This window comes from Vreelandella stevensii S18214, from assembly GCF_000275725.1.
GTDB classification, from domain to species: Bacteria; Pseudomonadota; Gammaproteobacteria; order Pseudomonadales; family Halomonadaceae; genus Vreelandella; species Vreelandella stevensii.
Genome location: NZ_AJTS01000044.1, coordinates 21,343 through 35,189, shown reverse-complemented (window position 1 = coordinate 35,189; position 13,847 = coordinate 21,343). Strand labels below are relative to the sequence as shown.

Here is a 13,847-nt window from a genome sequence, read left to right as displayed (position 1 = left end):
ATGGTTGCATACAACGATTGTATTGGCTACTTGCGCCTTTCACGCTGATTCAGCTCACCATCGGACAATTCGAACACCCACACCAACAGTTCCGCCACCACTTGATACAGGCTGGCTGGGATCTCGGCATCCAACTCCAACTGCATCAGCAAGGCAACGAGTTCAGGCGCATCGTGGACGTAGATACCCTGCCGCTGAGCTTCGGCCATGATCCTGTCAGCCAGCTCACCGTATCCTTTTGCCACTACGCGCGGCGCCTGCTCTCCCTCCTTATAGGCCAACGCAACGGCCTGGCGCCGACGTTCACCGGGCAACATCGGAAGTCTCCTCGGACGGAAGATAGCGAGCGCTCACCTGAACTTTAGCAAAATCCAGTGCGCTCAAACGCTGCTTCAGACGATCGATCCCACTATCCAGCCGCTCATACGTTTCCGGGCTACCAGCGGTCAAATCAATGCTCAGCACCTGCTTATGCAGCCAAAGCGCAACACTAAAGACCCCTAGCCCCGGCACATCGAGCTGCATTTCTGAGCGCCACTCAGACGGAGCGTCATCGGCTGGCTGCTTTTCATCATGAGTGTCACGCCCAGGCAGGTTAACGACAAGCGCCATGAAGATACCGGCCCATACGTCACCCTCCCAACGTAGTGTCGGGGTGACCAGCATTTCCAGCTGTTGACGCACCACTCCCTGCAAGCTGTCATGCACTACTTCTCTCACACTCCGAGAAGCCATTTCCTGCTCCGCAACCACCGTGGCCGGCTGAACGCTGGGGGCTTCCCGGCGTTCAGCCACAAAAGGCATGGCAGGCTGGTTAGACGTCGGGGCGGCAGGTGCCGAGGGCGCCGCCATGGCAGAAGAAGCGACGGGGAGAGGCAGCGGCCGGTCTAACAGAGCAGCGGTTCCCTTGAGGGGGACCAGAGGATATTCGGGCAGGATCGCCAAGGCCCTGCCTTGGGACGAGGGTACACCCAAGGGCGTACCCTGCGTCGCCAAGGGCGCCATACCTGGTAGGGGCAGAGCCGTAGGGCGTGGACCCGCCTGCATCTGTGGCTCGCGCAGCAGTTGCTGACGGGACATCTCGCCCTGAAACCAACGCTTGAGGTGCGATTCGTAAAATAACCCGCTGTCACGGATACTACCTTCCAGACGACTCGCCAACAGCGTGGTCGACGGCGACTCCTGAAGTGATAACAACGGGGCTGCCGGCCTGATGACGGCAGGAGGCGCAGGAAAGCGTAGCAACACATCGGCAATCGTACGTGCCGCAGGACTGAAGTGCGTTTGTGTTGAGCTGGGCGAGGCATTTGGCGTTGTATGGCCAGCGGGAGGCTGTCGAAGCTTGTCGGCAGCTCCGGGCAGGTGGCGCAGATCGCCCAGTAGCGGAGGCAGGGGCCTACCGTCAAGGCTTGCATCGCCTTGCAAGGCTCTTGGACCCTCCCCCGGAGAAACCGCCTGAACCGGCGAGCTCAGAGCACGCAGAGAGGACGCCTCAGCCTGCCGACCCAGCACCTGATGTAACAGTGTATCGATGAGCGGCGTAATGCCGCTCACGAGACACCCTCATCCTTTTCGGCATCCACAGGGAAAGCACTGTTCCCCTGCTGAGGGGCATAGGCGCGATGCAAATTTCGCTGCCGCTGTGTCACGCTGATCAATTTGCCTAGCTCATCTCGCCTGGCAACCAGGCGACGGCGAATGTCTACATCATGCTCCAGGATCTGCTCAAGCAACTCCGATTTGCGCCGCTTGCTGTCATCATCCAACCGAACCATGCTGTCCAATTCACGCAACTTTTCCACCAGCATTACGTAGTTGCTACGCTGCTCGATTAGCTCTGCCCATTGTTCTTTATCAGCAAGCTCATGCATATAGCGCACACTCGCCAGCAGTCTTGCATAGGCATCAATGAGCGCTTGCCGGGAGTTCTCATGAGCCGTTTCGGAAGCTGTCATATTGCCTCACGCACTTTGCCGTTGGCCGATTTCACGCCATGCAGAGGCAATATCCTCGAGCAGCCGCTCCGCCTGATCAAGGCTCTCTTCATCGTTGCGCAGGTTAGCAGCTAACAGCAAACGGGCGATATAGTCATACAGCGATGCCAGTTGCTCAGCAATCTCGCCGCCTTTTTCCTGATCCAGCGCGGCGGCCAAGCCATTATTGACAATATCCAGCGCCTTGGAGATGGATTTTCCTTTCTCCACGGTGTTGCCCGCCTGCATGTGAATGCGGGCTGCACGAATCGCCGCTTGGGCACCATCGAAAAGCATGACGATCAGTTGATGCGGGTCCGCCGACATGACGCCACTTTCCACGCCGACGCGGGCATAAGCGCCTGCCCCACGACCATAGGCCGCACCGCTGCGAGTATAGGTCATTAAAGGGCTCTCCTTGTAAAAGCAGCAGCCGACAAAGGGCGATACGCTGCTGGATAATTGAGACTTGGCATAATTGCTCGCTAACTGATATATCGGCGCCCTGTCAGCAGACTTTAATGAGTACCGACACTATTTCATTGACGACAGGTGACTTTCCAAAGGTGCGGTACGGGCTCAAGTAGAGACAGCAACTTCTCTCATCGGCTTACCAAGCCGCTCACGCACATCACCCCGCACGTTTCCAAGCAAGCTTTCACGCATGGGTGGCTCCGCCTGCTGGGTCAACGCCACTTCAAAAGGTGCGCCTGCGTCATCCAGGCGAACGATCCACCCCAGCTGCTCGCTGGAAAAAAGCACGAGCGAGCCAATGGGTAACGTTTTGAAGTGCTCGATATAGCGCTTGATCCATCGCGCATCAAACTGATGAGGATGGTTCAACAGGTGTCGATAGATCTGCTGAGCAGTTCGCGCCGGACGGTCCGGCCGATCCCGCCTCATCGCTTCCACTACATCGACCACGGCACTCGCTTTAGCCAGCTCAGTGATATCGTTCCCTGTCAGCCCATCAGGGTAGCCACTACCATCGAGGCGCTCGTTAATTCCACCAATGACCGCCTGCGCCACCGTGGCCGATAACCACTGGCAAGTCTTCAATCGCGCCAGCAGTAACGACACGTGCTCGCGCAACATATGGCGATGACCAGGCTCGAAATTGGGCGCTTTGAAGACCACCTGAGGGATCAACGCTTTCCCCAAGTCATGCACCAGACCACTAGCCACGATGGCCTTGCGCACATCACGCGGCATATTTCCGCCCACCAGATCCAGCAGATGAACCGCTACAGCAATGCCATGTCGCACCAACAGTGGCTCCATGGACAAGCAGCGCGAAGCGAACAACAGCGCCTCGCGGTCCTCTTCATGAAGCTGCAGAATACGGTCGGCATTGCGCGATAGCTGTCGTGAGTCAACATCATGGCCTTGTGTCAACATCAGCAACTGAGCATCCAGATAGGCTGCCACTTTGACCACACGCCTTGCCGTTGGCGTCGCGTAACGGCGAATGTCACGCCGCCCCACCTGCTCACCGTTTGGCACACGCTTGCTGGGCTGTGCGAACAGCGGGGAGGGCTGGCGCTCCTCCTGGGCTTCCTTCTTGTAGCGAGCCGCCTCCCGCTCGATTTCGCATACGAAGTACCAGATCTGCCGCTCTTGCTCGGAGGTGCAGCCTGCAAAACGAAAGCCAACGCGTAACAGGTGACGCTCTGGATCCATTTTTTGATGGCGAGCGATAGCATGCACTTCGAACTGCGTACCGTCTGGAAATGCCAACACCAGACGCATGGGCTCCGATGACTCGGCTAGCACGCCGCTCGCCGTCAACGGCAGTTCAAGCTGACACCCATCCTGAGAAAGGTCTCGCAGCTCGCCTGGCGCTCCTTCTTCGCCTGCGCCATAAACGGTCGCGGAGACCACCATGCCCATACGCAGCTCAGCGCGATATGACTCACGCCGCTGAAGCACATCTACGGAGTCCGGATATTCACTGCAGCATAAAAAACGCCCGCCAGAACGGCGCGTTTCGGTGAGGGCAAGCAGCGGCGTACGCAACACCTTGCCTTGAGATTGCCCACGCAGAAAGAAACGCTCGCCTTGCTCAAGGCGATACAGCAAATAGTCAACGGAAGACAAGTCCATTACCAGGGTCTCACCCTCGTGCTGCTCCATTAATACAATGGGCTCTGGACGCGCCTCCGGGGCATCAAGACAAAGCGACACCCCACCACCCTCTATCATGGTATTCAGCAGAGAACTGATGGCGGATGGATTTGAAATACGTTCATACTCATCTTGCTGGACTGCCATGCGTGCCTCGCTTTCACAGCCGCGGTGGTCATGTGAACCCACCCTTGATATAAGGGAACCGAGCATAGCAGAAGCCCCAATGGCTCCGCATGCCGATTACTGCCTATCAGGCTTTTCTTTTTGTCTATACTGAAAAAGATAAAGTTTGTGAACATCTCGCCGATAACTCTGTTGGAGGCTATCCAACACCTGCATCGGCCTCTAAGTTTACGTTACCCAGCCTTGAATGGCTTAGCAAAGAGGAACGTTGTTTATGGGCCCACTGCCAATCGACCTAGCGGTCGCCACGTCAAGTATTCCCGGCTCACAGGAGCGACCAATACGCACGCCTCCCGAGCTGACCGCCCCCACCCAGGAGGAACATCAGTCGTTGGCATTGAGCACGACAAGGGAAGAACTCCTGGAACCGATACAGCGTATCAATGAAGCCATGAGGGCACGCGGACTCGAGTTCGATATCAGCGAGGACTCCTCACGCATCATTACCCGCGTCATCGACAGCGAAACCGGCGATGTCATTCGCCAAATTCCTGCCGAGGAGGTCATTACGATGGCAGAGCGACTGGGAGAGCTACAGGGCAACCTGATTTCCTTGAACGTATGACGTTGCCAGCGCTCTTTTGCGCTGGCAACCCCATAACATAGTGAACCTCACGATAGCCACAGGACAAAAACACTACAAAATAGCGCTCCTACTGATGGCGCTTTCTAGCGTTGCGGCACCACAGCATCACGCTCTGTACGTCACCTTACACCTGCATATTCATGACGTCTCGGTAAGCAGTCACCAACCGGTTACGCACCTGCATACCCATCTGGAAGGCCACGCTGGCTTTTTGCATATCCACCATGACATCGTTGAGCTCAATATTCGGCTCTCCCGCCTGAAAGGCCATCGCCTTGGCATTGGCTGACTGCTGTAAACGATTGATTCTCTGGATAGACGCCTGTAGTTCACTGCCGAATCCAGCTTGCCCCACGACCGTCGAGACCTGCTCACCACGAACGGGCTGAGCAGCCTGCGCTGCCAAGCTATGCATTTGCTGTAGAGCAGACTGCAGGGGGGGCGCACTCATACCAACTCCTCAAATCGTAGATGACAAAGTATTGGCAAGAGCCTACCACTGACACGCCCCCACTCATACGAACAAATGCGTGCGAAAAGCCAGGCTTTTCGTTCATTTATGGTGGACGCACCTCATCATAATGGCGTTCATCACAATTCCGCCCCTGATTACTTGGCGGATCACCGCGATTGACGGAAATAGCCTATGCCTTCTTTGGTGATGCGCCTGGGCCTACACCCGTTTTGCCAACCCTGCTGGAGGGATGCATGAGCGAAACCGGTGCTACGGCAGGCCGTCCAAACAGTACGACAGCAAACGCTTCGCAAAGCGGGGTGTCTTCTAGCGAATCCGCATCCCCATCAGCCCTCGAACGCGCAATGAAGCAACTGCGAGGCAATCCGCTGGTGGTTGTCTTGATCGCTTCAGCAGCTTCCATCGCGGTGGTGGCTGCGCTTTTCATGTGGGCCAGCAGCCCAGAGTACCGTGTACTCTACAGCAACCTGAACGAAGCGGACGGTGGGCGCATCATTGCCGAATTGGACAGCCGCGGCGTGCCTTACCAGTTCGGTCAAGGCGGTCAGGCCCTACTGGTGCCAAGCGCTCAAGTACACACGTTAAGACTCCAGCTTGCCGAGCAAGGGCTTCCCAGAGGCGGCAACCTTGGGCTGGAACTGATGGACAACCAGGCTTTCGGGATCAGTCAGTTCGCCGAACAGGTCAATTTTCAACGCGGTCTGGAAGGCGAGCTGGCACGCTCGATTGAATCTCTGGGCCCCGTGGAGCGCGTGCGCGTTCACATATCCATGGCCAAGCCATCTGTCTTCATACGTGACCGAGAGCCCGCCAAGGCGTCCGTCGTCTTGACACTGCTGCCCGGGCGCGTTCTTGGAGAGGGACAGGTCAGCGCCATTGTCCACATGGTCTCTAGTAGTGTTCCGGAGCTTTCCACCGAAAACGTAACCGTTGTGGATCAAAATGGGCGTCTGCTGACCGCTAACTCACAGCAGGGCAATGACCTGGACGGCACCCAGCTTGCTTACATTACGGAAGTCGAGCGCTCTTATCAGCAGCGCATCGAAAACATTCTGCTGCCGATAGTAGGTCGCGACAACGTCCGCGCGCAGGTCGCTGCACAAATCGATTTTTCGCGCCGCGAAGAGACCTCAGAACGCTATCGCCCCAACCAGACCCCCAACGAGTCAGCCGTACGTAGCCGCCAGCTAAGCCTGTCGTACGATGGAGATGACCCGCTGGCGTCAGGCATTCCCGGCGCGCTGAGTAATACGCCGCCAGGCGTTGCCCCCTCCCCTATCAACCAACCCGATGACAATGCAGAGGATACGACAACTGAGCCAGGTGCCTTGCGCAACTTGCGCCAGGAAGATGTCGTCAATTACGAGGTCGATCGCAGCATCGAGCACATCCAGCACCGCCTGGGACAGATAGAGCGCCTGACAGCGGCTGTGGTGGTGAATTTCCGTACGGTCACCAATGAAGAGGGGGGGACCGAGCAAGTCGCCCTCAGTGCTGAAGAAGTGGCACAGCTGGAGCGCCTGGTTCAGCAAGCCATGGGGTTCTCTGGTCAACGCGGAGACCAGGTCGAAATCGTCAATACGCCGTTTGCTATCGATGAAGACCCACGCACTGAAACCGTCTGGTGGCAGCAGCCAGACACATTGGCCATGGCAGCCAATTTGGGTCGCTACTTGCTGGTGGCGCTGGTGGCTTTCCTGCTTTACTGGTTGATTCTTCGCCCGCTGATCAAACGCTACACACAGCCGCCTTTGGTGGCCACAGCGACGCCCGGTGGTATTTTGAACACCAGTGTCGGCAGTGACGATGACAGTGATGTTGATGAAAGAGACGGTGATGTCAATGACGGGGACACCTACAGCGGCAAGCCCAAACGTCGACGCAAGACATCACTGTATGAACACAATCTCAATGATCTGCGCGAAATGGCCCAGGAAGACCCACGCATGGTGGCCATGATTATCCGCAGCTGGATGAATGCCAATGACTAGCATCACGGAGATGAGCGGAGCACGTAAAAGCGCCATTCTATTGCTGGCCCTGGACGAAGACAGCGCCGCCGAGGTATTCAAGTTTCTCAGCGCCGGCGAGGTGCAGGAGATCAGCACCGAGATGGCACGACTGCATCAAGTGTCGCATGAAGATATGAAGGCCGTGCTGGAGGCGTTCCATCGGGAAACCGAAGAGTTTGTCGCACTGAACCTCAACTCCAGCGAGCATATCCGCTCCGTCCTAACCAAGGCATTGGGCAGCGAGCGCGCCACCAGTCTAATCGAGGACATTCTCGAATCTACGGGCAACAACTCTGGTATCGATGCGCTCAACCTCATGGAAGCTTCCATGGTGTCCGAGCTGATTCGTGACGAGCACCCCCAGATCATCGCGACCATTCTGGTGCATCTGGATCGTCACCAGGCGGCTGACATTCTCGAACTGTTCGAAGAGAAGCTACGCAACGATGTCGTACTGCGTATTGCCACCTTTAGCGGTGTTCAACCGGCAGCCCTGCAGGAGCTGACCGAAGTGCTCACCAGCATGCTGGACGGCCAGAACCTCAAGCGCAGCAAGATGGGCGGCGTGAGAACCGCTGCCGAGATTCTCAACCTGATGAACTCGTCCCAGGAAGAAGTCGCCATCGAGACGGTGCGCTCTCACAGCGAAGATCTGGCCCAAAAGATCATCGACGAAATGTTCCTGTTCGAAAACTTGCTCGACCTGGACAATCGTGCCATTCAGATGGTGCTTCAGGAAGTGGAAACCAACTCACTGGTGGTGGCACTCAAGGGAGCCCAGGACGCACTGGTGGACAAGTTCCTGCGCAACATGTCGCAGCGTGCTGCCGATCTGGTACGCGAAGACATGGAAGCCCGCGGTCCCATCCGGGTGTCGCAAGTGGAAACCGAGCAAAAAGCCATTTTGCAGATCGTGCGGCGCTTGGCCGACTCAGGCGAAATTGTGCTAGCCGGTGGAGATGATGAGTATGTCTAATACTCACTCACCCGAGTTCGACCGCCACGGCCAGTGGCGCCGCTGGCAAATGGAGGAGCTGCTCGCCTCACAAGCGTCGGATAATGACCGCGGACAAGGCCCAACGGCACACCAACGCAAGGTCGAAGCGGCTAAACGAGCCGCTGCAGAAGCACGCGCCCGTGAAGAGCAGGAGCGTCAAAGAATTTATGAGCAGATTCGCGAGGCGGCCGAAGAAGAGGGGTACCAGGCCGGCCTGTCACGCGGCCATGAAGAAGGGCTGACCAAGGGGCTTGAGGAGGGCCGTGCACAAGCGACCGAGGAGCTCAATGCACAGTTGAAAAAAGCGTTAGCGCCACTGGCATCCTTGGCAAAGCAGTTTTCCGAGGCACTCGAGCGCCTGGACGACACCATCGCCCATGATCTTGCCGAGCTGGCGCTAGCGACTGGCAAGCAGCTGGCCGGTGGTGCGCTTGATGAACACCCTGACCACATCCTGCAGATCGTGCGTGAGCTTCTACACACTGAACCGCCTCTGGTAGGTAAGCAACGCCTATGGCTGAACCCGACAGACCACACCCTCGTTGAAAAACACCTGGGGAGTGAGCTGGAAGCTGCCCAGTGGGTACTCCAGCCTGATGATCAACTCTCCCGTGGAGGCTGTCGAGTCACCAGCGCTCAAGGGGAGCTGGACGCAACCTTTGAAAGTCGCTGGCAAAGCGTCCAGACACAGCTGCGCAAGCGCAATAGCGCTCCCTCCGCAGGTTGATACGATGAACTCGCTCTCCTGCCCGCATCAGCACCGTTGGCGTAAAGCCCTTCAGCGCACCACTCAGCGCATCAGCCGCCTGCCTCACTACCGCACCAGCGGTAGGGTCGTCAGGGCCACGGGCATGGTCATAGAAGTCGTCGGGTTACGCGTCGCCGTCGGGAGCGCCTGCCACATTGAATTACCCGGCGCCGATGGTCGCTTGAACGACAGCGATAAATTTGCCGAAGCGGAAGTCGTTGGCTTTTCAGGCGAAAAGCTTTTCCTGATGCCACTTGAAGAGATTTCCGGCTTGATGCCCGGCGCTCGTGTCACACCGCTGGTCGATGGCAACGGGCATAGCGCGCGCCGCTTCCCAATGGGCGACGAACTGCTTGGGCGGGTACTCGATGGCAACGGCACGCCCCTCGATGACCGAGAAAACCTCGAGGAAGCGCCACGCACGACGCTCAGCTCGAGGCCCTTGAACCCGCTGTCTCGAGCGCCCATCGAAGCACAAATCGATGTAGGCATTCGTGCCATCAATGCGCTGTTGAGTGTGGGTAGAGGGCAGCGGATGGGCCTGTTTGCGGGCTCCGGGGTGGGCAAATCCGTCCTGCTGGGCATGATGGCACGCTATACCGAAGCGGACGTGATCGTGGTCGGCCTGATTGGCGAGCGTGGCCGCGAAGTACAGGACTTCATTGACAACATACTGGGCCCGGAAGGTCGTCGACGTGCCGTCGTGGTCGCCGCACCTGCGGACACCTCGCCGTTGCAGCGCCTGCAAGGGGCAGCCTACGCCACGCGCATTGCGGAGAGCTTTCGCGACTCAGGGCGCAATGTCCTGCTGATCATGGATTCGCTTACCCGCTACGCCATGGCCCAACGCGAGATTGCACTGGCCATTGGTGAGCCTCCTGCCACCAAGGGGTATCCACCTTCCGTATTTGCCAAGTTACCGGGGCTGGTAGAGCGAGCCGGTAACGCAGAGCGCGGCGGCGGCTCTATTACTGCCTTTTACACCGTACTGACGGAAGGCGACGACCAGCAGGATCCCATTGCCGATTCTGCCCGCGCCATACTGGATGGCCATATCGTGCTGTCGCGCACCCTGGCGGAGGCTGGTCACTATCCCGCCATCGATATCGAAGCCTCGATCAGTCGCGCCATGACGGCCATCGTCACGCCCGAGCAACAGCAAGAAGCACGCACCTTCAAGCAGATCTTCTCGCGCTATCAGCGCAACCGAGACCTGATCAGTGTGGGCGCCTATAGCCCAGGACACGACCCCAGACTGGACGAGGCGGTCAACCGCTTTCCAAGCCTGGAACGCTTTTTACAACAAAACATTGATGAGTGCGCAACGCTGGCCGAGTCTCGCCAGGCGCTACGCACGGTGGTGGGAGGCTAAATGAGTAACCATCAGATCGACATGTTGACCGACCTGGCGCGTGATGCGCGGGACCAGGCGGGAAAGCTGCTAGCTCAGGAGCGTCAAACGGAACAGCAAACGGAGGCGCAGCTAGCGTCACTGAGCCGTTATCGTGTGGAGTACGCCGAACGCCTGCAGCAGGCGATGAGAGAAGGTATCGACCCTGCCACCATGTATAACTATCAGCAATTTCTGGCGTCTCTCGATGCGGCACTGAGCCGAGCACGTCAAGCCCTGGCAGCGCAACAGAAACGCGTACAGCAAAGCCAGCAGAACTGGCAGCAGGAGCAGCGTCGGCTCTCTTCTTACGATACACTGGCTTCACGACGCTTACTGGAGGAGCATCGACGTCAGGCAAGGCATGAACAAAAAGCTAACGATGAGTTGGTCACTAACCGTATGGCTCGTCAGAGCCCTGATAAGCCACTTTGACGCCGTCCCGGGGACACCCAATGCATCCTATCGCTCAACTATTTTTATCCAACAATGGCCAGAGCCTCAGCCCGGCTGTCCTGCCTAGAGAGAACGAGGGGAGCCCTTTACATGGTGCGTTTCATCAAAGCATGCTAGAGGCATCACGCATGGGGCGCACCCCAATGCCAGACGACCTGGCAACACTTGCCAACAGGGGAGCACCCTTCTCATCAGGTTTAGAGCACGATGCCCCCACGGCTCACTATCGTCAGCCTGGCTTTGCCAGTCATGCAACATTGTCCAGCGCCACTCCCTCGCCAGGGGCCTCACTGTCACTGCCTGCATCAAGCATGCTTTCCAGGTTTGCTCCCAGCGAGTCCAGTGACTCGGTCGCCGCGCTCTTCGCTGGCTTGAATACGCATCAAGCGCTTTCGGAAGCAGCGCGCGGCACAGCAAGCGCTCTTTCGATATCATCAGAAAAACAGTTAGCGCATTCAATCGCTCACCTGCAGGCACTCGCCCAACCGCAGGACCGTACCAGCACGGCATTGTCTGCTGCCCGAGATATAGTGGCACAGCAGCCCCCCATGCAAGCAGGTCAGGCACTACCAGCAACTGCGAAGACGACCTCGGCAAATAAGCAGCTCCCGTCTGTAGATACCATCGCAACTATGGTGCTTCAGGCAGTGGCCAGATTAACCCCCAGTGCAATACCTGAGAATCACTCCTCACAAGCACAAGACATTGTTGGCGCCCCAGACTCTTTCAAAGCTCAGACTGTGTTGGAGCCACTGACGACATCTCCATCAGCAGAGCGGCAGAATACACAATCATTGTCAGAGGACCCCTCACAGCCCCTGACACCCGCTTCACTATCGTCACGTGACCTGGTATTGGCTGAAACACTCGCATCAATCGCCTCTAGCCTGGAGAGTCTGAGTCGCCGCCCCACTCAAGCAGTGCCGGCTCCACAGCAGGGATCCATAGCGCTTGATACTACTCGGCACGTAACAAACGCAGATGGCTCCATCGTAAAACCAACGGATAGCGAAAGGGTGCAAGCTGTTCCGACAGCCCTCCCCGGCACTTCCAACGATTCGTTAGAGGCATCGTCGACGCCTGAACAGACCGCTCGTGCACCTGGAGCGCGCCCCACCTTGGCCAGCACCGCAGATGAGCAGGATGCCCTTACATTACTTTTCAGCCGGCCATCCTCAGTCTCCGTAAACGCAGCCAGCCTCGCAGAAATACGTGATGCCATTGCCGATATGATCGTGGCGTTGACTTCAGCGTCATCATCCAGCGATTCACGCGCAGCCTATCTTGACGAGCCAACAGCCCGCCTGGCAACCGCAGCGCCTGACGTACAAACCCCTGCTGAGCCGGCGCTCTTGCCTGACACATCGAACTCACAGGCCACCAACAGCGAAACGCTGACAGATAGCGCCCGTCTTGCCGAAATACGTGATGCCCTTGCCGATATGATCGTGGCGTTGACTTCAGCGTCATCATCCAGCGATACACGCGCAGTCTACCTTGACGAGCCAACAGCACGCCTGGCAACCACTGCGCCTGACGCACAAACCCCTGCTGAGCCGGCGCTCTTGCCTGACACACAGGCCACCAACAGCGAAACGCTGACAGATAGCGCCCGTCTTGCCGAAATACGTGATGCCCTTGCCGATATGATCGTGGCGTTGACTTCAGCGTCATCATCCAGCGATACACGCGCAGTTTACCTTGACGAGCCAACAGCACGCCTGTTGACGACGACTGCGCCTGACGCACAAGGCTCTGCCAAGTCTGCTATATCGCCGACACCGTTCACCTCATTCATCACCAACGGCGAGGCACTCACAACCGAAGTGGCGAAGATCGAAGTGGCGAAGATCACGGCCGGTTTGCGGACTTTGTACCAACTGCTGAGCCCGGGTTCGCTTGCCGTCGCCGAGGATAATCCACGCGCGTATCCTTTAGAGGATCGCTTTCCACGGTCCAGTCCCTTAACACTGCTATCGCCAACACAGCAGTCGGCCAGCAGCCATGCTTCTGTCCAGCCGACTCAGCCATTGACTGAGCTAGACGAAATTGCTCAGCGTATCTCGCTGGTATCAAGCTATTCCGCTCAATCATGGCCCGCCGCACAGGCAACCTCTTCGGTAGCAAACACCGCTGATACCTTATCTGCGATCCAGGGCCATACGCCACGGCCAGAGCCGTCCTCGCCTGCAATGTTCATGGCAACTCAGCCCCCCCCGACCTCACTTTCGACGGAGTTGGTCAATACCTGGTCAACGCTGCCGAATGTTACTCTTTCCGGTAGCCCTATTGTGGCGGCCTCGATGCCTTACCCACAGGACGATGGATCACAAAAACCCATAGCGACATCGGGTGAACCAACTACTTTATTACCCATGGCTACCTCCACAGCAGGCAGCCAGCTGTCGACTGCGACACCTGCTCAATTGGTAGCGTTACCGGCCCTGGTTTCAAGCCCTGCATGGCCCCCGCAGTTTGGTCAGCAACTACTTCACTTCATTACACGCGGTGGGGAACAGCATATTCAAATGAAACTAAACCCCTCTGACCTGGGCCCGCTCTCTGTTTCTTTAAAAATGACAGAACAGGGCACACAGGCTCAATTTCTATCCGCACATGCACATGTCAGACAAGTCCTGGAGCAAGCTATTCCACAGCTACGCGAGATGCTTGCAGAGCAAGGGATTACGTTAAGCGATACGTTCGTAGGCGACCAGGGTGCTGGGGACCAGAGGTTCGAGCATCAACGCGGGCCTGGACAGCGTGGTGATGAAAGCGACATGGCCAATGAGCACAACCAGCCGCACAGCGCTGATAGCCTGGTAAGCGTATCCCCAGATGGGCGTGTAGACTTATACGCATAGCTGTATATCATCATGCAAATGATGCATGGTGTGCGA

13 protein-coding genes are annotated in these 13,847 nt (G+C 57.5%); 7 read left to right on the top strand and 6 right to left on the bottom strand.

The features are described from left to right. Nucleotides 1-26: 26 nt before the first annotated feature. The 5 genes from HSS18214_RS0112940 to HSS18214_RS0112920 form a co-directional block, all read right to left on the bottom strand. On the bottom strand, nt 27-317 hold the full coding sequence (locus HSS18214_RS0112940; protein ID WP_016915713.1) for an EscU/YscU/HrcU family type III secretion system export apparatus switch protein: 291 nt from the start codon (nt 315-317) through the stop codon (nt 27-29). Next, a complete protein-coding gene (gene fliK, locus HSS18214_RS0112935) occupies nt 304-1,197 on the bottom strand; it encodes a flagellar hook-length control protein FliK (RefSeq protein ID WP_237718620.1) in 894 nt (297 codons plus the stop codon). Before fliK ends, HSS18214_RS0112940 begins: the two co-directional genes overlap by 14 nt. A 353-nt stretch (nt 1,198-1,550) precedes the next feature. After that, entirely contained in the window at nt 1,551-1,955 is a 405-nt protein-coding gene (fliT, locus tag HSS18214_RS0112930; protein ID WP_016915711.1) for a flagellar protein FliT, read from the bottom strand. Between the two features lie 6 nt (nt 1,956-1,961). Further along, nucleotides 1,962-2,378, bottom strand: a complete 417-nt coding sequence (gene fliS, locus HSS18214_RS0112925; RefSeq protein ID WP_016915710.1) for a flagellar export chaperone FliS — start codon at nt 2,376-2,378, stop codon at nt 1,962-1,964. 174 nt (nt 2,379-2,552) lie between these two features. Continuing rightward, nucleotides 2,553-4,244, bottom strand: a complete 1,692-nt coding sequence (locus HSS18214_RS0112920; RefSeq protein WP_016915709.1) for an HD domain-containing phosphohydrolase — start codon at nt 4,242-4,244, stop codon at nt 2,553-2,555. Nucleotides 4,245-4,497: 253 nt separating this feature from the next. On the opposite strand from HSS18214_RS0112920, the gene HSS18214_RS18250 reads away from it, so the two are divergent. Next, complete coding sequence (locus HSS18214_RS18250) at nt 4,498-4,848, top strand: flagellar protein FlaG (protein ID WP_016915708.1); 351 nt, start codon at nt 4,498-4,500, stop codon at nt 4,846-4,848. 145 nt (nt 4,849-4,993) lie between these two features. Here HSS18214_RS18250 and fliE read toward each other — a convergent pair whose 3' ends face one another. Next, nucleotides 4,994-5,320, bottom strand: coding sequence for a flagellar hook-basal body complex protein FliE (fliE, locus tag HSS18214_RS0112910; protein ID WP_016915707.1), 327 nt, complete (start codon nt 5,318-5,320; stop codon nt 4,994-4,996). Nucleotides 5,321-5,577: 257 nt separating this feature from the next. Between fliE and fliF the strand changes: the two genes are divergently transcribed. The 6 genes from fliF to HSS18214_RS19210 all read left to right on the top strand — a co-directional run bounded on the left by fliF (nt 5,578) and on the right by HSS18214_RS19210 (nt 13,811). Then, nucleotides 5,578-7,335, top strand: coding sequence for a flagellar basal-body MS-ring/collar protein FliF (gene fliF / locus HSS18214_RS0112905; RefSeq protein ID WP_026001926.1), 1,758 nt, complete (start codon nt 5,578-5,580; stop codon nt 7,333-7,335). Continuing rightward, nucleotides 7,328-8,332, top strand: a complete 1,005-nt coding sequence (fliG, locus tag HSS18214_RS0112900; RefSeq protein WP_016915705.1) for a flagellar motor switch protein FliG — start codon at nt 7,328-7,330, stop codon at nt 8,330-8,332. The genes fliF and fliG overlap by 8 nt, the downstream gene beginning before the upstream one ends. After that, nucleotides 8,325-9,080: a flagellar assembly protein FliH gene (locus HSS18214_RS0112895; RefSeq protein WP_016915704.1), complete on the top strand. Its 756-nt coding sequence runs from the start codon at nt 8,325-8,327 to the stop codon at nt 9,078-9,080. The genes fliG and HSS18214_RS0112895 overlap by 8 nt, the downstream gene beginning before the upstream one ends. Nucleotides 9,081-9,084: 4 nt before the next feature. Continuing rightward, the gene (fliI, locus tag HSS18214_RS0112890; RefSeq protein ID WP_016915703.1) at nt 9,085-10,473 is read left to right on the top strand and encodes a flagellar protein export ATPase FliI; all 1,389 of its coding nucleotides are present in this window, start codon (nt 9,085-9,087) and stop codon (nt 10,471-10,473) included. After that, a complete protein-coding gene (fliJ, locus tag HSS18214_RS0112885; RefSeq protein ID WP_016915702.1) occupies nt 10,474-10,926 on the top strand; it encodes a flagellar export protein FliJ in 453 nt (150 codons plus the stop codon). It begins immediately after the preceding gene. A gap of 1,139 nt (nt 10,927-12,065) precedes the next feature. Next, the gene (locus tag HSS18214_RS19210; protein WP_162129524.1) at nt 12,066-13,811 is read left to right on the top strand and encodes a flagellar hook-length control protein FliK; all 1,746 of its coding nucleotides are present in this window, start codon (nt 12,066-12,068) and stop codon (nt 13,809-13,811) included. Nucleotides 13,812-13,847 lie beyond the last annotated feature (36 nt).